24 protein-coding genes are annotated in these 25,617 nt (G+C 60.2%); 9 read left to right on the top strand and 15 right to left on the bottom strand.

Features of this window, described 5'->3' with window-relative positions:
* The first annotated feature begins 212 nt into the window (after positions 1-212).
* From AACY44_RS03700 to AACY44_RS03675, 6 genes are all read left to right on the top strand, one after another.
* Entirely contained in the window at positions 213-1,949 is a 1,737-nt protein-coding gene (locus tag AACY44_RS03700; RefSeq protein WP_339415524.1) for a glucan biosynthesis protein G, read from the top strand.
* Positions 1,942-4,512 carry a glucans biosynthesis glucosyltransferase MdoH gene (gene mdoH / locus AACY44_RS03695; protein WP_339415525.1) on the top strand — a complete coding sequence of 857 codons (2,571 nt, stop codon included), beginning with the start codon at positions 1,942-1,944 and terminating at the stop codon, positions 4,510-4,512. The genes AACY44_RS03700 and mdoH overlap by 8 nt, the downstream gene beginning before the upstream one ends.
* Before the next feature lie 186 nt (positions 4,513-4,698).
* Positions 4,699-5,499 carry a transporter substrate-binding domain-containing protein gene (locus AACY44_RS03690; RefSeq protein ID WP_339415526.1) on the top strand — a complete coding sequence of 267 codons (801 nt, stop codon included), beginning with the start codon at positions 4,699-4,701 and terminating at the stop codon, positions 5,497-5,499.
* A gap of 219 nt (positions 5,500-5,718) precedes the next feature.
* On the top strand, positions 5,719-6,516 hold the full coding sequence (locus AACY44_RS03685) for a transporter substrate-binding domain-containing protein (RefSeq protein ID WP_339415527.1): 798 nt from the start codon (positions 5,719-5,721) through the stop codon (positions 6,514-6,516).
* A gap of 160 nt (positions 6,517-6,676) precedes the next feature.
* Positions 6,677-7,636, top strand: a complete 960-nt coding sequence (locus tag AACY44_RS03680) for an amino acid ABC transporter permease (protein ID WP_339415528.1) — start codon at positions 6,677-6,679, stop codon at positions 7,634-7,636.
* Positions 7,629-8,363: an amino acid ABC transporter ATP-binding protein gene (locus AACY44_RS03675; RefSeq protein WP_339457297.1), complete on the top strand. Its 735-nt coding sequence runs from the start codon at positions 7,629-7,631 to the stop codon at positions 8,361-8,363. Before AACY44_RS03680 ends, AACY44_RS03675 begins: the two co-directional genes overlap by 8 nt.
* 16 nt (positions 8,364-8,379) lie before the next feature.
* Here the strand turns inward: AACY44_RS03675 and AACY44_RS03670 are convergent, their stop codons facing one another.
* From AACY44_RS03670 to ubiE, 11 genes are all read right to left on the bottom strand, one after another.
* Positions 8,380-10,287, bottom strand: a complete 1,908-nt coding sequence (locus AACY44_RS03670; RefSeq protein ID WP_339415530.1) for a methyl-accepting chemotaxis protein — start codon at positions 10,285-10,287, stop codon at positions 8,380-8,382.
* 128 nt (positions 10,288-10,415) lie between these two features.
* Positions 10,416-12,332, bottom strand: coding sequence for a methyl-accepting chemotaxis protein (locus AACY44_RS03665; protein ID WP_339427290.1), 1,917 nt, complete (start codon positions 12,330-12,332; stop codon positions 10,416-10,418).
* 111 nt (positions 12,333-12,443) lie between these two features.
* Positions 12,444-13,151, bottom strand: coding sequence for a 16S rRNA (uracil(1498)-N(3))-methyltransferase (locus AACY44_RS03660; RefSeq protein ID WP_339415532.1), 708 nt, complete (start codon positions 13,149-13,151; stop codon positions 12,444-12,446).
* A complete protein-coding gene (gene tatC, locus AACY44_RS03655; protein WP_339415533.1) occupies positions 13,148-13,939 on the bottom strand; it encodes a twin-arginine translocase subunit TatC in 792 nt (263 codons plus the stop codon). The genes AACY44_RS03660 and tatC overlap by 4 nt, the downstream gene beginning before the upstream one ends.
* Complete coding sequence (tatB, locus tag AACY44_RS03650) at positions 13,936-14,340, bottom strand: Sec-independent protein translocase protein TatB (RefSeq protein ID WP_339415534.1); 405 nt, start codon at positions 14,338-14,340, stop codon at positions 13,936-13,938. Before tatB ends, tatC begins: the two co-directional genes overlap by 4 nt.
* A gap of 10 nt (positions 14,341-14,350) precedes the next feature.
* Positions 14,351-14,629, bottom strand: a complete 279-nt coding sequence (locus tag AACY44_RS03645; protein ID WP_105695034.1) for a twin-arginine translocase TatA/TatE family subunit — start codon at positions 14,627-14,629, stop codon at positions 14,351-14,353.
* A 25-nt stretch (positions 14,630-14,654) separates the two neighbouring features.
* Complete coding sequence (locus AACY44_RS03640; RefSeq protein ID WP_049710425.1) at positions 14,655-14,987, bottom strand: phosphoribosyl-ATP diphosphatase; 333 nt, start codon at positions 14,985-14,987, stop codon at positions 14,655-14,657.
* A gap of 2 nt (positions 14,988-14,989) precedes the next feature.
* Positions 14,990-15,382 (bottom strand): phosphoribosyl-AMP cyclohydrolase, encoded by a 393-nt coding sequence (hisI, locus tag AACY44_RS03635; RefSeq protein ID WP_314561632.1) that lies wholly within the window; start codon positions 15,380-15,382, stop codon positions 14,990-14,992.
* Between the two features lie 41 nt (positions 15,383-15,423).
* Positions 15,424-17,028, bottom strand: a complete 1,605-nt coding sequence (ubiB, locus tag AACY44_RS03630; protein ID WP_339415535.1) for a ubiquinone biosynthesis regulatory protein kinase UbiB — start codon at positions 17,026-17,028, stop codon at positions 15,424-15,426.
* Positions 17,025-17,648 carry a ubiquinone biosynthesis accessory factor UbiJ gene (locus AACY44_RS03625; RefSeq protein WP_339415536.1) on the bottom strand — a complete coding sequence of 208 codons (624 nt, stop codon included), beginning with the start codon at positions 17,646-17,648 and terminating at the stop codon, positions 17,025-17,027. Before AACY44_RS03625 ends, ubiB begins: the two co-directional genes overlap by 4 nt.
* Positions 17,648-18,418 (bottom strand): bifunctional demethylmenaquinone methyltransferase/2-methoxy-6-polyprenyl-1,4-benzoquinol methylase UbiE, encoded by a 771-nt coding sequence (ubiE, locus tag AACY44_RS03620; protein ID WP_339415537.1) that lies wholly within the window; start codon positions 18,416-18,418, stop codon positions 17,648-17,650. The genes AACY44_RS03625 and ubiE overlap by 1 nt, the downstream gene beginning before the upstream one ends.
* Positions 18,419-18,563: 145 nt before the next feature.
* Between ubiE and AACY44_RS03615 the strand changes: the two genes are divergently transcribed.
* The 3 genes from AACY44_RS03615 (at position 18,564) to AACY44_RS03605 (ending at position 20,282) form a co-directional block, all read left to right on the top strand.
* On the top strand, positions 18,564-18,839 hold the full coding sequence (locus AACY44_RS03615; RefSeq protein ID WP_339427287.1) for a polyhydroxyalkanoic acid system family protein: 276 nt from the start codon (positions 18,564-18,566) through the stop codon (positions 18,837-18,839).
* 105 nt (positions 18,840-18,944) lie between these two features.
* A complete protein-coding gene (locus tag AACY44_RS03610) occupies positions 18,945-19,367 on the top strand; it encodes a phasin family protein (protein ID WP_065875741.1) in 423 nt (140 codons plus the stop codon).
* A gap of 12 nt (positions 19,368-19,379) precedes the next feature.
* Positions 19,380-20,282: a phasin family protein gene (locus AACY44_RS03605; RefSeq protein WP_339435785.1), complete on the top strand. Its 903-nt coding sequence runs from the start codon at positions 19,380-19,382 to the stop codon at positions 20,280-20,282.
* Positions 20,283-20,428: 146 nt separating this feature from the next.
* Here AACY44_RS03605 and AACY44_RS03600 read toward each other — a convergent pair whose 3' ends face one another.
* The 4 genes from AACY44_RS03600 to phaC (AACY44_RS03585) form a co-directional block, all read right to left on the bottom strand.
* Positions 20,429-21,049: a TetR/AcrR family transcriptional regulator gene (locus tag AACY44_RS03600; RefSeq protein ID WP_339415540.1), complete on the bottom strand. Its 621-nt coding sequence runs from the start codon at positions 21,047-21,049 to the stop codon at positions 20,429-20,431.
* A gap of 27 nt (positions 21,050-21,076) precedes the next feature.
* Complete coding sequence (gene phaC, locus AACY44_RS03595) at positions 21,077-22,759, bottom strand: class II poly(R)-hydroxyalkanoic acid synthase (protein ID WP_339506868.1); 1,683 nt, start codon at positions 22,757-22,759, stop codon at positions 21,077-21,079.
* An 88-nt stretch (positions 22,760-22,847) separates the two neighbouring features.
* Positions 22,848-23,693: a poly(3-hydroxyalkanoate) depolymerase gene (gene phaZ / locus AACY44_RS03590; RefSeq protein WP_016979176.1), complete on the bottom strand. Its 846-nt coding sequence runs from the start codon at positions 23,691-23,693 to the stop codon at positions 22,848-22,850.
* An 85-nt stretch (positions 23,694-23,778) separates the two neighbouring features.
* A complete protein-coding gene (phaC, locus tag AACY44_RS03585; RefSeq protein ID WP_339415542.1) occupies positions 23,779-25,458 on the bottom strand; it encodes a class II poly(R)-hydroxyalkanoic acid synthase in 1,680 nt (559 codons plus the stop codon).
* Positions 25,459-25,617: the final 159 nt, after the last annotated feature.

Raw genomic sequence — 25,617 nt, 5'->3', positions numbered from 1 at the left:
TCGTTGTCCCTGATGCGTTGTCTCGCGGGCTACTAGATAATCGCGCGCTACGGGGATCAGCGTTGTTTGGTCCATTTTTGATTTAGGTAGAGACTTGTCCGACAACCCATGGGGAATCATTTTGTCCCAGGGGAGTCGGAACAATGCTCGCCAACCTGGCATATAGATAGCTGGCCGTTGGTTTTTTGATCTGTTTTCGGCGAGGGTTGCTCGTGATTGTTAGTCCCTGTAATGCACCAAAATTGTCTGCCAAACGGTTACGAAACGCACTGGTGACGGGCTCCGCCCTGTTTTGCCTGTTCGGCGCGGGTCAACTGTGGGCATTCAGTCTGGATGATGTGTCGGCCAAGGCAAAAGAGCTGGCCGGGCAGAAATACGAAGCTCCGCGCAGCAATCTGCCGAACGAATTCCGCGAAATGAAATTCGCCGACTATCAAAAGATTCGTTTCCGTAACGAAAAGGCCGAGTGGGCCGATCAGAACACCCCGTTCAAGTTGTCCTTCTATCACCAGGGTATGCACTTCGATACGCCGGTGAAAATCAACGAAGTCACCGCCGACAGCGTCAATGAAATCAAGTACGACCCGACGCGTTTCGATTTCGGTGACGTGAAATTTGATCCTAAAGCCACCGATCAGCTGGGTTATGCCGGTTTCCGTGTGCTTTACCCGATCAACAAGAACGACAAGCAAGACGAAATCATGACCATGCTGGGCGCCAGCTACTTCCGCGTGGTCGGCAAAGGTCAGGTCTATGGCCTGTCTGCCCGCGGCATGGCGATCGACACTGCATTGCCTTCCGGCGAAGAATTCCCGCGTTTCACCGAGTTCTGGATCGAGCGTCCGAAGCCGGGTGAAAAACACCTGGTGATCTTTGCCTTGCTGGACTCGCCACGCGCAACCGGCGCTTATCGCCTGATCCTGCGTCCGGGCACCGACACCATTGTCGATGTGAAATCCCAGATGTTCCTGCGCGACAAGGTCACCAAACTGGGCGTTGCCCCGTTGACCAGCATGTACCTGTTCGGCGCGAACCAGCCGTCCAAAGTGCTCAACTACCGTCGTGAGCTCCACGATTCCAGCGGTCTTTCGATCCATGCCGGCAACGGCGAGTGGATCTGGCGCCCACTGAACAACCCTAAACACCTGTCGGTCAGCAACTTCACCGTCGAGAACCCGAAAGGTTTCGGCCTGCTGCAACGTGGTCGCGACTTCAGCCACTACGAAGACCTTGACGATAACTACGACAAGCGCCCAAGCGCCTGGATCGAGCCTGAGGGCGACTGGGGCAAAGGCACCGTCAACCTGGTAGAAATTCCAACTGCCGATGAAACCAACGACAACATCGTTGCTTTCTGGAGCCCGGAAAAACTGCCGGAAGTGGGCCAGCCGCTGGACGTTTCCTACCGCATGCACTGGACCATGGACGAGAAAGCCTTGCACCCGGCCGACAGCGCCTGGGTCAAGCAGACCCTGCGTTCCACCGGTGACGTGAAGCAGTCCAACCTGATCCGCCAGCCGGATGGCAGCGTGGCCTACCTGGTCGACTTCGAGGGCCCGTCCCTCAAGGCTCTGCCGTCGGACGCCGCGGTTCGCAGCCAGGTCAGTGTCAGCGACAACGCCGAACTGGTTGAAAACAGCGTGCGCTACAACGAGCACACCAAAGGGTGGCGCCTGACCCTGCGCATGAAGATCAAGGACGCAGGCAAGCCGACCGAAATGCGTGCGGCACTGGTGCAGGACGTTGCCCCGCCTGCCCCAGAGCAGGACTCGAGCCACGTGCTCAAGGCCGACAAGGTTCTGGCCAAGCAACACGAGAAACAGGCCAAGAAAGACGCAAAAAACAAGGACGCCAAGCAGCCAGAAGCTGCCCCAGCCACACCGGAGCCGATCAAGACCGAGCAAGTCCTGACCGAAACCTGGAGCTATCAGTTGCCTGCCGATGAGTAATTCTCAAGCCATGCCCGAGACTCTGTCCGAGTACCTGGCGCATCTACCGATGACCGCTGAGCAGCGCGCCGAACTGGCGGGCTGCACATCCTTCACCGAGTTGCACGAGCGCTTGTCATCGTCGACGTTCGACGCGCCCATCGAAGCCGCCCAGGCGTCGGTTGGCCGCCGGTTGACCCTCAACACTGCCGAAGAGCTGCAAGACGCCGAAATGCTGGTGCTCGACGCCAGCGGTCGCGTGTGCCTCAAGGCCACGCCGCCGATTCGTCGTACCCGTGTGGTTCCGGAGCCGTGGCGCACCAATATCCTGGTGCGCGGCTGGCGCCGTATCACCGGCCGCAGCAATCCGCCGGCACCGCCTAAGGATGAACGCGTACTGCCGGCCGCCCGCTGGCGTACCGTCGGCTCGATCCGCCGTTACATCCTACTGGTGCTGATGCTCGGCCAGACCATCGTGGCCGGCTGGTACATGAAAGGCATCATGCCGTACCAGGGCTGGTCGCTCGTTGACTTCGACGAGATCCGCAACCAGACCCTGCTGCAAACCGCTACCCAGGTACTGCCTTACGCCCTGCAAACCAGCATCCTGATCATGTTCGGGATCTTGTTCTGCTGGGTGTCGGCCGGTTTCTGGACCGCGTTGATGGGCTTCCTGGAACTGCTCACTGGCCACGATAAATACCGCATCTCCGGTAAAAGTGCCGGTGATGAGCCGATCCCGAAAGACGCCCGCACTGCGCTGGTGATGCCGATCTGCAACGAAGACGTGCCCCGGGTATTTGCCGGCCTGCGCGCTACGTTCGAGTCGGTCGCCGCCACCGGTGACCTGGATCGCTTCGACTTCTTCGTGCTCAGCGACAGCAATGACGCCGACATCTGCATCGCCGAACAGCAAGCCTGGCTCGACGTGTGCCGCGAAGCCGGTGGTTTCGGCAAGCTCTTCTATCGCCGTCGTCGCCGTCGGGTAAAGCGCAAGAGCGGCAACCTCGACGACTTCTGCCGTCGTTGGGGCGGTGACTACAAATACATGGTCGTGCTTGACGCTGACAGCGTGATGAGCGGCGAATGCCTGACCAGCCTGGTGCGCCTGATGGAAGCCACGCCGGATGCGGGGATTATCCAGACCGCGCCACGCGCGTCGGGCATGGACACCCTGTATGCGCGCATGCAGCAGTTCGCCACGCGTGTTTATGGCCCGCTGTTCACGGCCGGCCTGCACTTCTGGCAGCTGGGTGAATCCCACTATTGGGGTCACAACGCGATCATCCGCATGAAGCCGTTTATCGAGCACTGCGCCTTGGCGCCATTGCCAGGTAAGGGCGCGTTCGCCGGTTCGATTCTGTCCCATGACTTCGTTGAAGCAGCGCTGATGCGCCGTGCCGGCTGGGGCGTGTGGATTGCCTACGACCTGCCGGGCAGTTACGAAGAACTGCCGCCGAACCTGCTGGACGAACTCAAGCGTGACCGTCGCTGGTGCCACGGTAACCTGATGAACTTCCGCCTGTTCCTGGTTAAAGGCATGCACCCGGTGCACCGCGCGGTGTTCCTGACCGGCGTGATGTCCTACCTGTCGGCGCCGTTATGGTTCCTGTTCCTGGTGTTGTCCACGGCGCTGCTGGCGGTGAACACGCTGATGGAGCCGCAGTACTTCATGGCGCCACGCCAGTTGTACCCGCTGTGGCCGCAATGGCATCCGGACAAGGCGGTGGCGCTGTTCTCCACCACCATCGTGCTGCTGTTCCTGCCCAAGCTGCTGAGCATCATTTTGATCTGGGCCAAGGGCGCGAAAGAGTTCGGTGGCAAGTTCAAGGTGACGATGTCGATGCTGCTGGAGATGCTGTTCTCTATGCTGCTGGCGCCGGTGCGGATGATTTTTCACACGCGTTTCGTGCTTGCCGCGTTCCTCGGCTGGGCCGCGACATGGAACTCGCCCAAGCGTGATGACGACTCGACTACCTGGGGTGAAGCCTTCAAACGCCACGGTACGCAAACCTTGCTCGGCTTCCTCTGGGCCTTGCTGGTGGTGTGGTTGAATCCAAGCTTCCTGTGGTGGCTGGTGCCGATCGTCGGCTCGTTGATGCTGTCGATTCCGGTGTCGGTGATTTCCAGTCGGGTCAACCTGGGCCTCAAGTCCCGCGACGAGAGCCTGTTCCTGATCCCTGAGGAATACAATCCACCGCAGGCGTTGCTGTCGACCGAGCAGTACACTCACGAAAACCGTTGGCACGCGCTGAACGACGGCTTTGTGCGCTCGGTGGTTGATCCACAGCAAAACGCCCTGGCGTGTGCCCTGGCGACCTCACGGCACCGTGAGTCCGAGCCGATCGAGCACCTGCGTACAGAGCGTGTGCGTCATGCGTTGAAAGTCGGCCCAGCCGGCCTTAACAACGGCGAACGCGTGGCATTGCTCAGCGACCCGGTAGCCCTGGCTCGCCTGCACGAGCAGGTGTGGAGCGAAGGCCATGCCGAGTGGCTCGCCGCCTGGCGGGACTCGATCAAGGCCGATCCGCACGCGCCGTTGCTACCCCTGCAACCGCTGCCATCCCAGGCCCAACCGGCCTGATTCAGACGCCCCCGAGGGCTCACCTCGGGGGCGTTCGAAACGCTGGTCCTACAGCGTTTCCAAGCTTTTCCCTCTCTCGTTAACCTTCTGTTATTTCGAAACAAAAGACCCTCGTCCAAGGCGTATTGCCGTGCCCGTGGCTGAGTTAGCATCGCCCCCGAATTTGACTCGGCCACTGGGGTATTCATGAGCAAAGGCTATTGTTCGGCGCTGTTGATAGGCGCTGTCGCATTGATTCACATAGGCCTGGCACAGGCAGGCGCGATTGACGACGCGGTTCGACGCGGTGTGCTGAAAGTCGGCACCACGCCCACTTACATGCCCTTTGAAATGACCGATAAACAAGGGCGCATCGTCGGCTTTGAAATCGACCTGCTCAAGGTCATGAGCCAGGCCTTGGGGGTTGATCTTGAATTGGTTGCAGTGCCTTACAACGAGTTGGTGGAGGGGTTGCAGGCGAAAAATTTTGACCTGATCGGCAGCGGTATGACCGTCACCCAGGAACGCAACATTAAGCTGAACTTCAGCGATTCGTTCATCGTGGTCGGTCAGTCAGTGTTGCTGCATCCACGTCTCATGGGCAAGGTCGCCAGTGTCGAAGACCTGGACGATGCCAGCTACCGAATCGCTACCGCCGAAGGCACCACCGGCGAGTCAGCGGCGCGACGGTTTCTGGGGGCGGCCCGGCTCAGCAGTTTTGCAACGCCGGAAGAGGGCGTGCGCCAAGTGGTGCAAGGCGAGGCCGATGCCTTTATTCATGACGCACCCTATAACCTCATCGCTTTGAGTCGCCCGGAAAACAGCGCGCTGCTGGCGCTTGAGCAACCCTTCACCTTTGAACCCCTGGCGTTTGGCTTGAAGAAAGGCGATTTCGACAGCCTCAACTGGATCAACCACTTCCTCAACCAGGTTGCCCTGGATGGGACCTACGATCGCTTGCACGACAAGTGGTTTAAGGACACGGCCTGGATGGCGGAAATCGACTGAAAGTCATAACTCTATACACATCAATCCGTTACTGCTGCGCTCTGCCCAAATGTCTATGCGTGCGCTTTGCCTTGGCGTTGCTGGGCTTTTGCGAGATACGCCGATAACAAATAGCCGTGAAACCTTTGTAGCGGGAGGCGAGTGGGTTAGGATCGCACCCCGAAATGGTGCAGCCCTTTTGCGCGCCGACCTTACAAGAATCGTTCAGGGGACTTGATGATGAAGAAGTATCTTTCGATGCTGCTGCTTGGCGTCACCGCGCTGGTCGCGGCCAACGCGGCCCAGGCCGGCGCAATCGATGATGCGGTCAAGCGTGGCACGCTGAAAGTCGGCATGGACCCGACCTACATGCCGTTTGAAATGACCGACAAGCGCGGTGAAATCATCGGCTTCGAAGTCGACATCCTCAAGGCCATGGCCAAGTCCATGGGCGTCAAGCTGGAGCTGGTATCCACTGGCTATGACGGCATCATCCCGGCCTTCCTGACCGGCAAGTTCGACATGATCGGCAGCGGCATGACCCTGACCCAGGAACGCAACCTGCGCCTGAACTTCAGCGAGCCCTTCATCGTGGTCGGCCAGACCCTGCTGATTCGCAAGGAGCTGGAAGGCACCATCAAGTCTTACAAAGACCTGAACGACGAGAAATACCGCCTGACCTCCAAGCTGGGTACCACGGGCGAGATGGTCGCCAAGAAGCTGATCTCCAAGGCCAAGTACCACGGCTACGATAACGAGCAGGAAGGCGTGCTGGACGTGGTCAACGGCAAGGCCGATGCCTTTGTGTATGACGCACCGTACAACGTGGTTGCCCAGAAGAAAGTCGGTAGCGGCAAGCTGGTGTTCCTCGAAGAACCGTTCACCTTCGAACCCCTGGCGTTTGGCCTGAAAAAAGGCGACTACGACAGCATCAACTTCATCAACAACTTCCTGCACCAGATCCGCAACGACGGCACCTACGATCGTATCCATGACAAGTGGTTCAAGCGCTCCGAGTGGCTCAAGGATATGGAATAAGCCAGGCTGAATACCGAGTCGCGCCCTTCGCGAGCAAGCCCGCTCCCACATTTGACCGAGTTCCAACATGAGAATGCGGTCGAAAGTGGGAGCGGTGGTTCGACGTTTCGACTTGCTCGCGAAGGCGGCCTCACAGGCGACACAAAACCCGGAAAGTAAAATGAAACAGAAAAAAGCCCAATGGCCCTGGCACCTGCTGACCGTGGTCGTGCTGGTCGGCCTGGCTGGCGCCTTGTACTACGCCACCTCGCTGATGTCCTACGAGTGGCGTTGGAACCGCGTGCCGCAATACTTCGTCTACCAGGCTGAGACGTCCCAGCGTGCCGCCGACATCTCCACGGTTGTCGAACTGGTGCGCAAAGGCGATGTGGCTGAAGTGACCCTGCGCAACGACGCGGGTGCCGAGCAAAGGCTGACCGTTGCCGACAACAGCCTGCAAGTGGCGCGTGGCGACGATGTGGCCGAAGGCGACGTGGTGGGCGTGACCCGGCATTGGGCGTTGGGCCCTTTGATGTGGGGGTTGTGGACCACGCTGTGGCTGTCGGTGGTATCCGGCATCCTCGGGCTGGCGATCGGGCTGGCGACCGGCTTGTGCCGGCTGTCCAATAACCCGACCCTGCGCGATCTGTCGACGATCTACGTCGAGCTGGTGCGCGGCACGCCGCTGTTGGTGCAAATCTTCATTTTCTATTTCTTTATCGGCACGGTACTCAACCTGTCCCGGGAATTTGCCGGTATCGCCGCGCTGTCGCTGTTTACTGGCGCGTATGTGGCGGAAATCGTGCGCGCTGGCGTGCAGTCCATCACCCGTGGCCAGAACGAAGCCGCTCGCTCCTTAGGCCTGAGCGCGAGCCAGTCGATGCGCCATGTGGTATTGCCGCAGGCCTTCAAGCGCGTGCTGCCGCCGTTGGCCGGGCAATTTATCAGCCTGGTAAAGGACACTTCCCTGGTGTCGGTGATCGCGATTACCGAACTGCTCAAGAGCGGCCGCGAGGTGATCACCACTTCGTTCTCGCCGTTTGAAATCCTGTTCTGCGTCGCAGGCTTGTACCTGCTGATCAACCTGCCGCTGTCGAAAATCGCCAGTCGGCTTGAGCGGAGGCTCGCGCAAAGTGATTGAAGTCCGCGATCTGGTAAAAGTCTTCGACACGCGTGGCCAAGTAGTGCGCGCGGTGGACCACGTCACCACCCAGGTGGCCAAGGGCGAAGTGCTGGTGGTGATCGGCCCGTCGGGCTCCGGCAAGTCGACCTTCCTGCGTTGCCTTAATGGCCTTGAGGCGTTCGACTCCGGCTCGGTGAGCATCGACGGCCTGCAACTGGCTGATCCGAAAACCGACGTCAACGCCTACCGCCGTGAAGTTGGCATGGTGTTCCAGCACTTCAACCTGTTCCCTCACATGACTGTGCTGGAAAACCTGTGCCTGGCGCAGAAAGTCGTGCGCAAGCGCGGCAAGCAGGAGCGTGAGGCCAAGGCCCTGGCGCTGCTGGAGAAGGTCGGTATCGCGCAAAAGGCCAATGAATTTCCATCCCGCTTGTCCGGCGGCCAGCAACAACGGGTCGCGATTGCCCGAGCCCTGGCGATGGAGCCCAAGGTGATGCTCTTTGATGAGCCCACTTCGGCGCTCGACCCGGAAATGGTCGGCGAGGTGCTGGATGTGATGAAGACCCTGGCCCTGGAAGGCATGACCATGGTCTGCGTCACCCACGAAATGGGCTTTGCCCGTGAAGTGGCCGACCGCGTGCTGTTTTTCGACCATGGCAAGTTGCTGGAAGACGCGGCCCCGGCCGAGTTCTTCGCTGCGCCCAAAGACCCAAGGGCCCAGGCGTTCCTGCGCCAAGTCCTCTGATGTCGCAAACCACAGGTCAAAGCCGGAACTTGTCGACCAGTGTCTGCAGGTCCAGGCTCAGCCGCGTCAACTGAACACTGGCCGCCGCCGTTTCCTCGCTGGCGGCCGCTGTTTGCTCCGACACGTCCCGCACTTTCATCACGCTGCAATTTATTTCCTCGGCCACGGCACTTTGTTGTTCGGCGGCAGCGGCAATCTGCGGGTTCATTTCCTGGATGATCGAGACTGTACGGATAATGGCTACCAATGCATCGCCTGCGTCGCGGCTCCGGTCGACACTGTTGTCGGTCAGCGCGCGGCTGCCGTCCAAAATGTCTGCCACCTGTTGGGTGCCGGTGTGCAGGCCGCAGATCAGTCCTTCGATTTCTTCAGCGGATGCCTGCGTGCGCAAGGCCAGGCTGCGGACTTCATCGGCGACCACAGCAAACCCTTCGCCTGCCGTGCCCGCACGCGCCGCTTCAATGGCCGCGTTCAGGGCCAGCAGGTTGGTTTGTTGAGACACTGATTTTATGACGTCCAACACACCTCCGATTTTTTGGCTTTCGCGTTGCAATGCAATCATCGCCTGGCTGGAGCGCGCCATTTCGTGGGCCAGATGGCCAATTTGCTCCACCGCCTGCCCGACGACCTTGTCCCCGGTGCTGGCTTGTTGATCGGCCTCATTGGCCGCCGCCGATGCTTGTTCGGCATGTCGTGCGACTTCTTGGGCGGTGGCGAGCATTTCATTCATCGCTGTGGCCATCTGGTCTGTTTCGTCTTTCTGATCATTGATCCCGGCGCGAGTCTGCTCGGTGACGGCTGAGAGCTGCGTGGCGGCGCTGGCGATCTGCCGGGCGCTGTCGCCAATGCTGCTGATCAGGCTGCGCAGGTTGCGGGTCATTTGTCCGATGCTTTGCTGCAACTGGCCCAGTTCGTCGCGACGTTCCACCTGGATGTCGTGGCTCAAGTCGCCGTCGGCGACACGGTGAGCGGCAGTGAGGATTTCGCGCAGCGGCACGGCAATCTGCCGGGCGATCCACCAGGCGGCAAATGAACCCAGCAACAAGGCGGCCACCGTGACACTCGAAAGCAAGGTGCGGGTATGGTCAGCCTCACTGTCGCGCTTGATGGTCTGGCTTTGGCTCAGCAATTCATTGTGTTCCAGTAACTGGTTGAGTTGTTGTTCAAAGCGGTTCTGTACGGTCTCAGTGGTGAGCTGGGCTTCCTTGAGCGTGAGGAGCTGCGCACGGTAGTTCGCCAGGTCTGTTTTGAGCAGGGCCGAATCGACAGGCAGGCGGGTCACGGCGGCCTGGGCAACGTCCAGCGCGTCGAGGGTGTTGCTGACGGCGTCGGCGTAGGCTTGCAACGTTTCGGCCGCCCAGGCGGGGCTCTGGGCGCGATCCGCGGCCTGCTCCATGACGTGGCGCAGGTTTTCAATCGCATCCAGTGCTTGCTGGTCTTGCTGGTCAGGCAGTTCGCTGGCCAGCTGCGCGAGGGTGTCGCTGGCCTGCAGCGCCATCGCGTGGAGCGGGGGGCGAGTATTGTCGCGCCGTTCGATCAAGGGCGGCAGTTCTACGAGCGTGGCTTTGAAACTGGCCACCAGGCGTTCCGCTTCCTGGATGCGCCGCAGTTCTGCTGGGTCCTCAAGGTGGTTTGCCAGGTCGCGCAGATGCTGGTCGATGGTTTCAATCTGTTGCGCCATCTTGCCCAGACTGGCGGTGTCAGTGAGGGTGCGGTAAACGATACGGTCGGCGCGCATCGCCTCCGCGACAGCCGCCAGTTGGCCCAGTGTCGACAAGTTGCTTGAGCGCAGAAGTACGTCATTCAGGGCCTGCCAGCCGGTCACGGCGATGACGAGGCTGAGGACCAGCACCTGGCCAAATCCCAGGGCGAGTTTGATACGGACGCTGGCGTTGACCAGCAAGCGGGTCAGCCGAGGAAACATGGTGAACCTCCAAATCTGAAAAAGCGCGTAGACCAACGCTAAATCGATTCGGGGTGATGGCGGGCTGATAACTACGTAGGAAGTTTCACAACTTGCGGCGGCCTCGACTGGCCGCCGCGTAGGACCGATCAGATACGGAAACGTCCGACCAGCGTCTGCAAGTAGATGCCCAGACGTGCCAGTTCAGCACTGGACGCGGCGGTTTCTTCACTGGCCGAAGAGGTTTGTTCCGACACATCGCGCACGTTCAGTACGCTGCGATTGATCTCTTCAGCCACGGCGCTTTGTTGCTCGGCGGCGGTGGCGATCTGCGAGTTCATTGCCTGGATGGTCGAGACCGTGCGGGTGATGTTCGCCAAGGCGCTGCCGGCACGGCGGGTCAGTTCAACGCTGCTGTCGGTCAGGCCACGGCTGTTATCCATGATGGTCGCCACCTGTTGGGTGCCGTTTTGCAGGCCGACAATCAGCTCTTCGATCTCTTCGGTGGACTTCTGCGTACGCTGGGCCAGGCTGCGCACTTCATCGGCCACCACCGCAAAGCCACGCCCGGCTTCACCGGCACGCGCGGCTTCAATCGCGGCGTTGAGGGCCAGCAGGTTGGTTTGCTGGGCCACGGACTTGATCACGTCGAGCACGCTGCCGATCTTGTCGCTTTCGCGCTTCAAGTCGCCCATGGCAGCGGTGGAGTTGCCGACTTCGGTGGCCAGGCGTTCGATCTGAGCGATGGCTTCACCGACCACTTTATCGCCCTCACGGGCTTGCTGGTCTGCGGCCACGGCGGCTTCGGACGCTTCCTCGGCGTTGCGCGCGACTTCCTGCACGGTGGCGGCCATTTCGTTCATGGCAGTGGCGACCTGGTCGGTCTCGATCTTCTGGCTGTTGACCCCGGCGCTGGTCTGCTCGGTAACGGCAGACAGTTGCTCGGCGGCGCTGGCGATCTGGGTGACGCCGTCGCTGATCCCGCCAATCAGCTCACGCAGGCCGACGGTCATGCTTTGCATGGCGCGTTGCAGTTGGCCCAGTTCGTCCTGGCGCAGGGAGGTCAGGTTGTGGCTCAGGTCACCCAAGGCCACGCGCTCGGCCACCTGGAGGGTCTCGTTCAGCGGGAGGATGATCTGACGGGTGATGGCCCATGCGGCGACCAGGCCAAAGATCAGCGCGAGTGTCGCGGCCAACAGCAACAACTGTTTGGCGCGTGCGGCGTCTGTATCACGCACAACCGTTTGCGAGGCGGTCAGTTTGTTGCTGCGGTCCAGCAGTAGTTCGCCCTGGTTGACCATGATTTTCAAGGCCTCGGCGCTGGAGACTTGAGAGTCACGGTATTGGCTCACCGCTGCACGGTAAGCTTGCAGCGAAACGCTGGCCTGTTGCAGGTTTTTTGTATATTGCTCGGGTAGCTGGCTATCGAGGGCGGTGATTTTCTTCAAGGCGTTGTCGATGGCGTCCAGCGCTGGTTGCTCGGCCTCGACCCTGCCGCTATAGGTGTAGCCACGCACCTGGAAGCGGGCTTGCTGGATCAGCTTGCTCAAATCGACAACGCTGTTGAACTGGCTGACGCTGTCGCCTTGCAGCAGAGCTTTTTCAACCTCACTCACGTTGGCCACTGCGTTGTCGGCCGTGTCGCCCAGTTTGCTGCGGGCGTTTTCCCGGTTGGCGCCGGCCTGCACCATGGCCTCGAATGCGCGCTTGTACTGGTCGACCGCCGCGAGTTGATCATCGATCAAGGCAATCTCAGCGGGCTGCTCAATGAGTGTACGTGCGGTTTTCAGGCCGCTTTCCAGTTGGCCGAGAAAACCATTGACCGTCGTCGGACCCTGCTCGCCACGGCGCATTTCAAAATCCAGGCGCGCGATGCGCAATTCCTTGCTCAGGTCGTTGAGGCTGGCGATATACCCCAGTTTGTCGCCGCGGCTGATCACGCCGGAGAGCCCGGTCCAGCCGGTGAACGTGATCATCAGCGTCAGCAGCAATACCAGCCCGAAGCCTACGCCCAGCTTGGTTTTGACACTCACATTCCCCAGCCTTTCGGCTAACCATCGATACATGCTGCAAACTCCCCTGGAACAAGGCTTGGACTTATTCGAAGGGTATCGGCACGCACGCAGTATTCTGTAGCGACACAGCTCCAATGTGGGAGCGTCTGTTGGACCGAGTAGTTAGAAAAGTCGGGCGAGGAGGGCGGTGACGGCGGTTTCGACGCGCAGGATGCGCGCGCCGAGCTGCACGGGCTGCATGCCGGCCTTGGCCAGCAAGTCCACTTCGTAGGGGATCCAGCCGCCTTCCGGGCCAATCGCCAGCGTCACCGGCTCATCCAGCCCACGCGGGCAGGCCGGGTAATCGCCGGGGTGACCGATCAGGCCCAGGGTGCCTTCAGTCATGGCCGGCAGGCGGTCTTCGACGAACGGTTTGAAGCGCTTTTCGATAACGATCTCGGGCAGCACTGTATCCCGCGCCTGTTCCAGGCCCAGGATCAATTGCTCGCGAATCGCCTCGGGCTCCAGGAATGGGGTTTGCCAGAAGCTCTTTTCGACCCGGTAGCTGTTCAGCAGCACTACCTTGGGCACGCCCATGGCGGCCACGGTCTGCAGCACCCGGCGCAGCATTTTCGGGCGCGGCAGGGCCAGCAACAGGGTCAGCGGCAGTTTGGCCGGTGGCGGCTGATCGACACTCACTTGCAGCTCGGCTTCACCGGCGTCCAGGCGCAGCAACTGCGCATTGCCCATCAGCCCGCCGATACGGCCGACCCGCAGGCTGTCGCCGACGGCGGCGCGGTGGACTTCCTGCATATGCACCAGGCGCCGATCGCGCAGCACCACTCGCTCGGCCGTAATAAAATCGGCCTCTTCCAGCAGCAGCAGGTTCACGGCTGGGTCGCTGGCGGCTGGTCGTCGTCGGCGGGTTGATCATCCCGGTGTTCGCCGCGCTTGCTGATCAAGGCACTGAACAGGATGCCAATTTCGAACAGCATCCACATCGGCACGGCCAGCAGCGTCTGGGAGAAGATATCCGGCGGCGTGAGGATCATGCCGACCACGAAGCAGCCGATGATCACGTAGGGGCGGATCTTTTTCAGGTACGACACGTTGACCACGCCGATCCACACCAGCAGCACCACGGCCACCGGGATTTCGAAGGCCACGCCAAAGGCGAAGAACAACGTCATCACGAAGTCGAGGTAGCTGGTGATGTCGGTCATCATCTCCACGCCGGCCGGAGTGGCTGCGGCGAAGAACTTGAAGATCAACGGGAACACCAGGAAGTACGCGAACGCCATGCCGGTGTAGAACAGCAGGATGCTCGACACCAGCAACGGCACCGCGATGCGCTTCTCATGCTTGTACAGGCCTGGCGCGATAAAGCCCCAGATCTGGTGCAGGATCACCGGGATCGCCAGGAACAGCGAAACCATCATGGTCAGCTTCAACGGCGTGAGGAACGGCGAGGACACATCGGTGGCGATCATCGTCGCGCCGGCCGGCAGGTACTGGCGCAGTGGCGTCGAAACAAAGGTGTAGATCTGCTGGGTAAAGGCGAACAACCCGGCAAAAATGATGAAGATGGCCGCTACGCAACGCAGCAGGCGGGTACGCAGCTCAGTGAGGTGCGAGACCAGCGGCATATGCTGGTCGTTTTCCGGTTTATCAGCGCTCATGGGGCTCGCGGCGGCAATGTAGGGTCATGGGGCGCGGGCGACGCAACGGGCGTCGGCGCAGGCTCGGTTGGCGCGGTCGGTGCCACGGGGGCGGTTTCAGCGACGGGCGCGATGCTGTGTTCGGCCACAGGCTGCGCCGGTTTGGCGGGCTCCTGCACGGGCGACAGAATCTTTCGCGTTTCCTGTTCCAACGACAGAATGTGCTCGTTGTGCAGTTGCCGACGAATCTCGTCGGCGCCGATTTCCCGTTCAACTTCCTGTTTGATGGCGTTGAAACTGCGTTTCAGGCGCCCGATCCACAGGCCGGCCGTGCGCGCTGCACCGGGCAGGCGTTCCGGCCCCAATACCAGCAAGGCCACGAGGCCGACGAGCAGCAGTTCAGAGAAGCTGATACCAAACATTAGTCAGTGCTCACGAGTCTTTGCGGGTCGGCTCTTCGACTTTCTCAGCCTGCACGTCGAAGGTACGACGTTCGGTGATCGGCTGGGCGGCCTGCGGGTGCACAGGCTGGGCCGGCGGTACCGGGTTGGCGACCGGGTCGGCTGGTTTTTCATCATCGTTCATGGCTTTGCGAAAGCCCTTGATCGACTCGCCCACGTCGGTACCGAGGTTTTTGAGTTTCTTGGTGCCGAACACCAGTACCACGACCACCAGAATGACGATCCAGTGTTTCCAGTCAAAAATGCCCATGCTGCAAATCCTCAGTCAACGTTATTCAAGTGGACGGACGCGAAGCCTTTTCGGCATGCCCGGACAAGCCAAAGCGACGGTCCAGTTCATCCAGTACAGCCTGCGGATGCTGCCCCAGTTGGGCGAGCATGACCAGGCTGTGGAACCAAAGGTCGGCGGTTTCGTAGATCACATCGCTGCAGTCGCCGCTGATTTGCGCGTCTTTGGCCGCGATGATGGTCTCGACGGATTCTTCGCCGAGTTTTTCCAGAATCTTGTTCAGGCCCTTGTGATACAGGCTGGCGACATAGGAGCTGTCGGCATCCGCACCTTTGCGGTCCTCCAGCACCTGGGCCACACGGTTCAGGGTATCGCTCATGTCTAGTGTCCTGCCGGGTAGATGGCGTGCGGGTCTTTGAGTACCGGCTCGACGATCTTCCATTCGCCATGCTCGAACACGCGATAGAAGCAGCTGTGACGGCCGGTATGGCAAGCGATGCCGCCGATCTGCTCGACCTTGAGGATCACCACGTCGGCGTCGCAGTCCAGGCGTAGCTCGTGCAAGGTTTGCACATGCCCGGACTCTTCGCCCTTGCGCCACAGTTTGCCACGCGAGCGTGACCAGTAGATGGCGCGCTGCTCAGCGGCAGTGAGGCTCAGGGCCTCGCGGTTCATCCAGGCCATCATCAGCACGCGCCCGGTCTTGTAGTCCTGGGCAATGGCCGGCACCAGGCCGTCACTGTCCCACTTGATCTCGTCCAGCCAGTCTTTCATGTTCGGCTCCGGCAATTTGCGACAGTGTATAACCGGATTGGCTATCGACGCACGATCAGATAAACACCCACGGCGACCATGATGCCAGCCGGCCAGTGCCCCAGTGGGTTCAGCGGGCCCCCAATCGCCAGCATTACGCCGCCGACCAGATGGGCCGCACCCAGCAGGCGCAGGAACCAGTCGTCCTTGCGTTTCTGCCACGGCGGCGCCGGGTCCTTGGCGTGGGGCTGGGACATGCGCTCCAACAAGTCGCGGGTCATGTTGGCCAGATGCGGCAGTTGTTCCATCTGGCTGTGCAGGTTGCCCAGCATGGTCTTCGGGCTCATCCGCTCGCGCATCCAGCGCTCCAGGAACGGTTGGGCGGTGTTCCACAGGTCGAGGTCCGGGTACAGCTGACGGCCCAGGCCTTCGATGTTCAGCAGGGTCTTTTGCAACAGCACCAGTTGCGGCTGCACTTCCATATTGAAGCGCCGAGCGGTCTGGAACAGGCGCATCAGCACCTGGCCGAATGAAATATCTTTTAACGGTTTTTCAAAGATCGGCTCGCACACGGTGCGGATCGCCGCTTCGAATTCGTTGAGTTTGGTTTCTGCCGGTACCCAGCCCGAGTCGATGTGCAACTGCGCCACGCGGCGATAGTCACGCTTGAAGAAGGCAAACAGGTTACGCGCCAGGTAGTCCTGGTCCTCGGGGGTCAGGCTGCCGACGATACCGCAGTCGATCGCAATGTATTGCGGGCTCCACGGGTTGACGGTGCTGACGAAGATGTTGCCCGGGTGCATGTCGGCGTGGAAGAAACTGTCACGGAACACCTGGGTGAAGAAAATCTCCACACCACGCTCGGCGAGCATCTTCATGTCGGTACGCTGGTCGGCCAGGGTCGCAAGGTCGGTGACCTGCACGCCGTAGATGCGCTCCATCACCAGCACTTTGGGTCGGCACCAGTCCCAATACACTTGCGGCACGTACAGCAACGGCGAGCCTTCGAAGTTGCGCTTGAGCTGGCTGGCGTTGGCCGCTTCGCGCAGCAGGTCGAGTTCGTCGTAGATGGTTTTTTCGTAGTCGGCGACCACGTCCACTGGGTGCAACAGGCGCGCATCGGCGCTGAAGCGCTCGGCGGCGCGGGCGAGGATGAACAACCACGCCAGGTCCTGTCCGATGATTGGCTTGAGGCCTGGACGGATCACCTTCACCACCACTTCTTCGCCGGTCTTGAGCCGCGCTGCGTGCACTTGCGCGACCGAGGCCGAGGCCAGTGGCTCGACGTCGAAGCGGCTGAAGACTTCGCTGATCTTCTTGCCAAGCTGCTCTTCGATCAGCTTCATCGATTGCTGGGAATCGAAGGGTGGCACGCGGTCCTGCAGCAGCATCAGCTCGTCGGCGATGTCTTCCGGTAACAAATCGCGACGGGTCGAGAGGATCTGCCCGAACTTGATAAAGATCGGCCCCAGGTCCTGCAAGGCCAGGCGCAGGCGTGCGCCCCTGCTCAGCTCCAGCTGTTTACGCGGGAACCAACGCCATGGCAGCACATAGCGCACGGCAAGCAGGAACCACGGCAGGGGCAGGGCGAACAGCAGGTCATCAAGGCGGTAGCGGATTACGACGCGCTGGATACGAAACAAACGGCGGACGGCAAGCAGCTTCATGCGTTATCGCTTGGATCAAGGGAACGGCTCAGGCGCTCGAAGCGTGCCTCAAGGCGTTCCAGGTCGATTTTGGCCTTGTCGAGTTCACGAAAGCGCGCTTGCGCTTCCCGTTCTCCGACCAGGGTGCGCGATTCTTCGCTCAGGTATTCGGCAAGGTTCTGGTTGAGGCTGGCGAACCCTTGCTGGTACCAACGCGACCTGCTGCGCAGGTGTCCGCTGATCAACTGGGTAGCCACGGGGCCGATCCAGCGGGACAGCTCGTATTCCCAGTCCAGTTCCAGGTCTTGCAACACGGCGGCCAGGTCCATCAGCGCCGCGCTGTCGCCTTCCAGCTCCACTTCGGCACTGTGCAGGATGGCGGTCTTGTTGCGACTCAGGGCCAGGTGCAACAGGCTCGATGCCGGCGCACGCAAGGTGCAATCGGCCTCGGCGGCCCATTGGCTCGCAAGCATCAGGCCTTCATCGCTGGGCAGGATAAACAGCTGCAAGGCGGGGCTGCGGCAATCGACGGCAATGACTTTGCCGTTGAGGTGCGCAAGCCGCGCCAGGGCGGTGCTGTCCAGGCGCAGTACACGATTGAGGCCGTGTTCGACGCTGGCGAGAAGTCCGGCGAACACCATCAGGGCTTGATGCCGCGGTGCAGCGCGACGACGCCCGAGGTCATGTTGTGGTAAGTCACGCGGTCGAAACCGGCCTCTACCATCATCGACTTTAGGGTTTCCTGGTCAGGGTGCATGCGGATCGATTCGGCCAGGTAGCGGTAGCTCTCGGCGTCATTGGTGATCAGCTTGCCCATCAACGGCATGAAGGCGAACGAGTAGGTGTCGTAGACCTTGGACATCAGCGCGTTGGTCGGCTTGGAGAATTCCAGCACCAACAGGCGGCCGCCCGGCTTGAGCACGCGCAGCATCGAGCGGATCGCGTCTTCCTTGTGGGTCACGTTGCGCAGGCCGAAAGCGATGGTCACGCAGTCGAAATGGTTGTCGGGGAACGGCAGCTTTTCAGCGTCGGCCTGGACGAATTCGATATTGCCGGCCACGCCTTTGTCGAGCAGGCGGTCGCGACCGACCTTGAGCATCGAACCGTTGATGTCCGCCAACACCACCTGGCCGGTCGGGCCAACGAGCTTGGAGAACTTCGCTGCCAGGTCGCCCGTGCCGCCGGCGATATCCAACACACGGTTGCCGGTGCGTACACCCGACAGCTCGATGGTGAAGCGCTTCCACAGGCGGTGCATACCGCCCGACAGCACGTCGTTCATCAGGTCGTACTTGGCGGCTACAGAGTGGAACACCTCAGCGACTTTTTCCGCTTTTTGGCTTTCCGGGACGTTCTTGAAGCCGAAGTGAGTGGTGGGTTCGGCATCGCTGCCTTTGCGCTGATCAGTCATATCGCTGTCACCAAAAGAGAATGCGGCACATGATAATCCCCAAGGCCTGCTTTGTCTTGGCAAGGCTGCAGGTAAGATAGGCCATCACAGAGACCTTTTGCCGCATGGAAGGTTTACAACGTCGCTATAAAGAGGAGTCATTGCAATGGCCCGTATAACCGTTGAGCGTGCACATTCCCTGGGTAAAGAAGGCGCACGGGCAAAGGCCGAAAAGTTGGCGCAAAAACTCAAGGAGCAATACGGCCTCGAGCCGTCGTGGTCCGGGGACACCTTGAACCTCAAGCGTTCAGGGGTGAAAGGCACGGTAGTAGTGGCCGACGATTCTTTACGCATTGATGTGGAGCTGGGCCTGTTGATGTCGGCCATGAGCGGCTCCATCAAGTCTGAAATTGAAAAGGCGCTGGATAAGGCGCTGGCGTGATCCGCTCGTTCTTAGGGTGCCGATTCTAATTTTTCACCCTACTTTGTGCCCAAGCCCTCAACTCCTGCGGGCCGTTCCTCCACCCTATTCTGCGTGAGGTGCACCATGGCCAAAGTTATCCTGAAGAAAAAAATCGACGTCGAGACCACTACGCTGAGCGACGTTAAATCCTACGCCCGCAAGATCTGGCTGGCAGGACTTGGTGCCTATGCCAAGGTTGGAAGTGAGGGCGGCGAGTATTTCAAAGAGCTGGTTAAAACTGGTCAACATGTTGAAAGTAAAGGCAAAAAAGTTGCAGTTGAACAACTTGAGGCCGCCAACAGTCAGATTGATCAAGTCAAGAGTAATGTCTCCTCCGTCAAAGGCCTGGTAGAAGTTCAGCTGGATAAAGTTGAAAAAGCTTTTGATACTCGTGTTGCAAGTGCCTTGAATCGAATCGGCATTGCATCTAAACATGACGTTGAGACACTCTCTGCTAAGCTCGAAGAGCTGACGACATTGCTAGAACGTGTCGCGCGTAAACACTAAGGAGACATCGGGATGGCTGTTAAAAAGACTACTCAGAAAGAAGGCAGCTCGTGGGTCGGGGAAGTTGAAAAATATTCCCGTAAGATCTGGCTTGCTGGTTTAGGCGTGTACTCGAAGGTTAGCAGTGACGGTGGCAAGTACTTCGAGACTTTGGTCAAGGACGGCGAGAAGGCCGAGAAGTTGACCAAAACCACGGTTGGTAAAAAAGTTGATGCGGCCAAGGCAACTGCCGGTTCCGCCAAATCGAGCATTTCTGACACTTGGGGCAAGTTGGAAGAAACTTTCGACAAGCGCCTTAACAGTGCCATTTCGCGACTGGGCGTGCCTAGCAAAGCAGAACTGAAGACGCTGCACAGTAAGGTCGATACCCTGACCAAGCAAATTGAAAAGCTGACGGGTGCCAAAGTAGCTCCGGCGAAAACTGCCGCCGCTAAACCCGCTGCCAAGCCGGCTGCTAAAACCGCTGCTGCCAAACCTGCCGTGAAAGCTGCCGCCAAACCGGCTGCCAAAGCTGCGACCAAGGCACCAGCCAAAGCTGTTGCTAAACCAGCCGCCAAGCCTGCGGCAAAAACGGCAGCTGCCAAGCCCGCCGCAAAGCCTGCTGCTAAACCGGTAGCCGCTAAAGCTGCTGCTAAGCCCGCCGCCAAGGCAGCAGCAAAACCAGCCGCCAAGCCTGCGGCTAAAACCGCAGCTGCAAAGCCTGCTGCCAAACCAGCATCCAAGCCCGCCGCCGCGAAGCCGGTCGCGAAACCTGCTGCCGCGAAGAAGCCAGCAGTAGCGAAAAAACCAGCCGCACCCAAGCCTGCTACTCCGGCACCAACCGCTTCCACAGCCAACTCGGTGTCCGCACCGACGCCTGCTGCTGTGACCCCGACTGCAACGCCGGCAACCCCGACGCCATCCAGTCAGTCCTGATTTTCCCCAGGACACAAAAAATGCCCGGCCTGCAAAGGTCGGGCATTTTTATGGGTGGGAGCTGGCTTGCCTGCGATTGCGGGGTGTCAGGCCCCACGTGAGCTGACGGGTCAAGTGCTCTCGCAGGCAAGCCAGCTCTCACATTTTCAGATGGGGTCATCCAGGTATTTCAGCGCGAACGTCTCGGTTGCGAGTCGCGCCGGCAATAACAGATGCGGCGCCACCAACATCATGATTTGGTACACCACCACCCGCACCTCGCCTTCACGGTCGAGAATCCGCTGGTAATCCAGGGAAAACAACAAGGTCATGGTGATCTGCTCCACCAGTTGCCCCAAGGCTTGAGTGCCACTCACCAACTGCCCCGCCGCCTTCAGCCTCGCCAGCAACGAAGCCAGGGTGCGCTTGAGCGCCGTGAGCAGGTTGCGAATACCTTTGGCCAGCTTCGGCAGGCGCCCGGCCAGGTTCGACAGGTCCTGGAACAGGAACCGGTAATGGGCCATACGCTCGACGATCAGGTGCAGGAACAGCCAGTAATCCTCGGCTTCCAGCTGTGCGTCGGCGGGTGGGTTGAGCAGCGGCGCCAGCTCATTCTGAAAGCGCTCGAACAGGCCGAGGACCAGCGGCTCCTTGCCATGGAAGTGGTAGTAAAGGTTGCCGGGGCTGATCCCCATTTCATTGGCCACCTCCATGGTCGACACGTTTGGCTCGCCCTTCTGGTTGAACAACTGCAGGGCACATTCAAGGATACGGTCGCGCGTCTTCATCCAGTCTTCTTAATGTGATCGTTGAGCTCAACGCACCCGAACATAGGTGCCAGGCGCTGCTTCCATCGGTGGGTAATTCTGGTTGCCCAGGGCGGTGAGGGTTTCGCGTTGCACGCCTGAGCGTTGCTGGATCCACTCCAGCCATTGCGGCCACCAGCTACCCTCGACGTGGTGGGCGTCGTAGTACCAGGCGCGCGGGTCGCTGCTCATCTTAGGGTTTTCGACGTAATTGGCCTTTGGGTTGCCGGGCGGGTTGAGGATGCTCTGGATATGCCCGCTGTTGGAGAGCACGAAGCGTCGCTTACCGCCCAGCAGTTGGGTCGAACGGTACACCGCGTCCCACGGCGTGATGTGGTCGTTGATCCCGGCCACACTGAAACTGTCCACCGTGACCTTTTGCAGATCGATAGGCGTGCCGCACACCTCCAGGCCGCCGGAATGGCTGAGTGGGTTGTGCTTGAAGAAGTCCAGCAGGTCGCCGTGCAGCGCGGCGGGCAGGCGCGTGTTGTCGTTGTTCCAGTACAGGATGTCGAAGGCCGGCGGTTCCTTGCCCAGCAGGTAGTTGTTGATCCAATAGTTCCAGATCAGGTCATTGGGGCGCATCCAGGCAAAGACTTTGGCCATGTCGCGGCCATCCAACACGCCTTGCTGGTAAGAGCGGCGCTTGGCGGCTTCCAGGGTTTGCTCGTCGGCGAACAGTGTGGCGGGGCTGTCGATCTGGCTGTCCAGCAGGCTGACCAGGTAGCTGGCGCTGGAGACGCGCCGCAACTGACGCTTGGCTTGCAGGTGGCCTTGCAGTGCGGCGATGGTCAGACCGCCGGCGCAGGCGCCCATCAGGTTGACCTCGCGGGCGCCGGTGATCGCCCGGCACACGTTGAGCGCTTCTTCTGCGGCGGCGACGTAGGTCGAAAGGCCCCATTCGCGGTGCCGCACGTCCGGGTTTCGCCAACTGATCATGAAGGTCTGCAGGCCGTTTTTCAGGGCGTATTGCACAAAGCTGTTGGCCGGGCTCAGGTCGAAAATGTAGTACTTGTTGATTTGCGGCGGCACCACCAGCAGGGGCTTGGCATATTGTTTTTCGCTCATGGGCTTGTACTGGATCAGCTCCAGCAGCTCATTGCGAAACACCACTGAGCCGGGTGTAGTGGCGACCGTCTTACCCACTTCGAACGCGTGCTTGCTCACCTGGCGTGGCAGGCCATTGTTGTGCAGCAGGTCCTCGAGCAGGTTACTCACGCCGCGCACCACACTGTTGCCACCGGAGTTGAGCAGTTCCTTGATGGCCAGCGGGTTGAGCAGGCTGTTGGAGGGCGAGACGGCATCGTTGAACAGGGAGAACGCAAAATGCGCCCGTGCCCGGTCATCGTCGCTCAGGGTGCTGTCGTCAATCCACTGGCGTGATTGCTTCTGCCAGCTCAAATAGGCTTGCAGGCTGCGCCGGTACAGGGGGTTGAGTTTCCAGGTGGGGTCGGTGAAGCGGCTGTCATTGGGGTTGGGCGCATGCACGGTTTCGCCCAGCAATACACGGCCCAATTGCCCGCCCAGCGCCACGGCGTGGCGCGCGGTATGCACCGGGTTGCGCAAGCCGTGGGCGGCGACGCTGCGCAGGGTTGACAGTAAATCCCGGCCACGCAGGCCGGTGATCGCATTTTGCGCATTGATGAACGCGGCAGGGGTGGGCGCCGGGTTCGTCACGGGTCTTTCTCGCATGAGCCAACACTCCTTCGTCAAGCCATCAACAGGCACGCCAATTCAGAACCATAGTCGGTTCCTGGCAAGTTGCGCGGCGGTGTGGTCCTTACACCGCCGGTCGCGGATGAATCACCGCGCGCATGCGCTCCTCTTCGAGAAATTTCATGATGATCGGCGCCACGGCTTCGGCCCGGGTGATCAGGAATAGGTGGCCATCATCAATGATGTGCAACTGCGCATTGGGAATGCGCCAGGCGAGCATGCGCATGTTGATCAGCGGGATCAGCGGGTCGTCGTCCCCGGCCAGCACCAGGGTGGGTTGGCGGATTTTGTGCAGCCAATGGATGCTGGTCCAACCCAGCCCGGCAAACAGCTGCCAGTAGTAACCCAGCTTGCCGGCCGAGCGCACTTTGCTCGCGTGTTCGGCGGCCAGTTTCGAATCGCGGCGGAACGAGCCGCCGTAAATCATCGGCGCAATGCGCACCACGTGGGACGGTTGGATGTAACGGCGTGGGCTGGCCATCAGCCACAGCACTTTGGGCTTGCCCGGCACCATCACCGCACCCGCTGCCGTGGCCGCGAGGATCAGCTTTTTGCAACGCTCCGGGTAGTCGTAGGCGAATTGCTGCGCTAGCGCGCCACCCCACGACACACCCACTGCGTTGACCTGGCCGTAGTCCAGGTAATCGAGCATGCGCGCGGTAAGTTTGGCCAGGCCGGGAAAACGGTAGGGCCGGTTGGGCGTCGACGAACCGCCCACGCCGGGCACATCGAAGGCGATCACTTCCAGGTCCGGGTCCAACGCCTGGACGAACGGAAACACCAGCTCAAGGTTGGCGCCGATGCCATTGAAGATCAGCAAAGGCGTCAAGTGAGGCTTGCCCGGGCGCACCGCCGTGCGGATGGTCTGGCCATCCAGGTCGATGGTACGGAAGATGAACGGTTGAGGCATGGGGGAACCCTTCGGGTTAGGGGGGGCAGTTGCGAGCTTCAAGCTACAAGCTGAACTCAATCAGCTTGAGGCTTGTAGCTTGCAGCTATCGTTCATGCACATATGTTCCCGGCGCCGCTTCGGCTGCGGCGTACTTTTTATTACCTAATGCCGTCGGTGCTTTCTTCAACTTCCCCGCCCGCTCCGCCTGCCATACCTGCCAATGCAGCCACCAGGAATCGGTGTGCTTGGTTGCATTCTCCTGCCATTCCAGCGGTTTCGCCGTGAGGCTGTCACTGGTCTGGTAACGCGCCTTGGGATTGCCCGGTGGATTAAGAATGCTCTGGATGTGACCGCTGCTGGACAACACGAATTCAACCTTCCCACCAAACAGCTGCGCCGACTTGTAGCAAGACTGCCACGGCGTGATGTGGTCGTTGGTGCCGGCCAGTGAATAGATATCGGCGGTGACCTGCTTGAGGTCAATCGGCGTACCGCACACTTCCAGGGCGTTGGCGCGGACCAGTGGATTATTTTTGAACAGTTCGATGAGGTCGCCGTGGAAGGCGGCCGGCAAGCGCGTGGTGTCGTTGTTCCAGAACAGGATGTCGAACACCGGCGGCTCGTTGCCGAGCAGGTAATTGTTGACCCAGTAGTTCCAGATCAGGTCGTTGGGGCGCATCCAGGCGAACACTTTGGCCATGTCGCGGCCTTCCAGCACGCCGGCTTGATAGGAATGGCGCTTGGCCGCTTCCAGGGTCTGTTCGTCGACAAACAGCGCCACCTGGGTGTCCAACGTGGTGTCCAGCACGCTCACCAGCAGGGTCAGTGCGTTGACTTTCTTCTCGCCCAGCGCCGCGTAGTGGCCCAGCAGCGCGGTGCAGGTAATGCCACCGGAGCAGGCGCCGAGCATGTTGATGTCTTTGCTGCCCGTGATCGCGGTGACCACGTCGACCGCTTCCTTGAGCGCTTCGATATAGGTCGACAGGCCCCATTCGCGCTGGGCCTTGGTCGGGTTGCGCCAGCTGACGATAAACGTCTGCTGGCCATTGCGCAGGCAAAACCGCGCCAAGCTCTTATCCGGGCTCAAGTCGAACACATAGAATTTGTTGATCTGCGGCGGCACCACCAACAGCGGGCGCTCGTGCACCTGTTCGGTGATCGGCTTGTACTGGATCAACTCCAGCACGTCGTTGCGAAACACTACGGCACCTTCGGTGGTGCCCAGGCTCTTGCCCACTTCAAAGGCGCCCATGTTGACCTGGCTCGGCATGCCGCCGTTGTGCACCATGTCCTTGGCGAGGTGGGAAAGGCCATCAAGCAGGCTTTTGCCGCCGGTTTCAAAAAAGCGTTTGACCGCCGCCGGGTTGGCCGCGCTGTTGGTCGGGGCCATGGCTTCGGTCATCAGGTTGATCACGAAGTGGCCGCGGCTGACGTCCTGTTCCGACAGGTTGCTGTCGCCGATCCAGTCGTGCAGTTCCTTGCGCCACGCCAGGTAGGTCTGCAAATAACGTTTGTAGAGCGGGTTCTGGCTCCAGGCAGGGTCATGGAAACGACGGTCGTCGCTTTCGGGTACCAGCTGCGATTTGCCGAACATCACATTCTTCAATTCCACGCCAAAATGCGCGACGTGTTTGACGCTGTGCAACGGTTGCTTGATGGCTTGGGTCAGCACCATCTTCGCCGAGGCGAGTAAATCCTTTTTACGTAACGCGATGATCGGGTTCAGCCCCAGGGTGTTTTCCGAGGCCTGGCGTTTCAAGTCATCGTTATTCTTGTTACTCATCTACGACGCTCCATTGTCCGAAAGACGAGTACCCGTTACTGCCGCTGTGCACCCAGTTTCGATACACAACACAAGCCAGGTACTGCGACTCGGGTGACCGTTGATACCGCATCGTCAAATGCAGGGAACTTGCCAGCTCCATTGGTTACCCGAGTTTAA

The sequence above is a fragment of the Pseudomonas sp. RA_15y_Pfl1_P11 genome (assembly GCF_963970975.1).
Taxonomy (GTDB): domain Bacteria; phylum Pseudomonadota; class Gammaproteobacteria; order Pseudomonadales; family Pseudomonadaceae; genus Aquipseudomonas; species Aquipseudomonas tritici.
The sequence above is the reverse complement of the archived record's forward strand: the minus strand, read 5'-3'. Positions and strand labels throughout refer to the sequence as shown.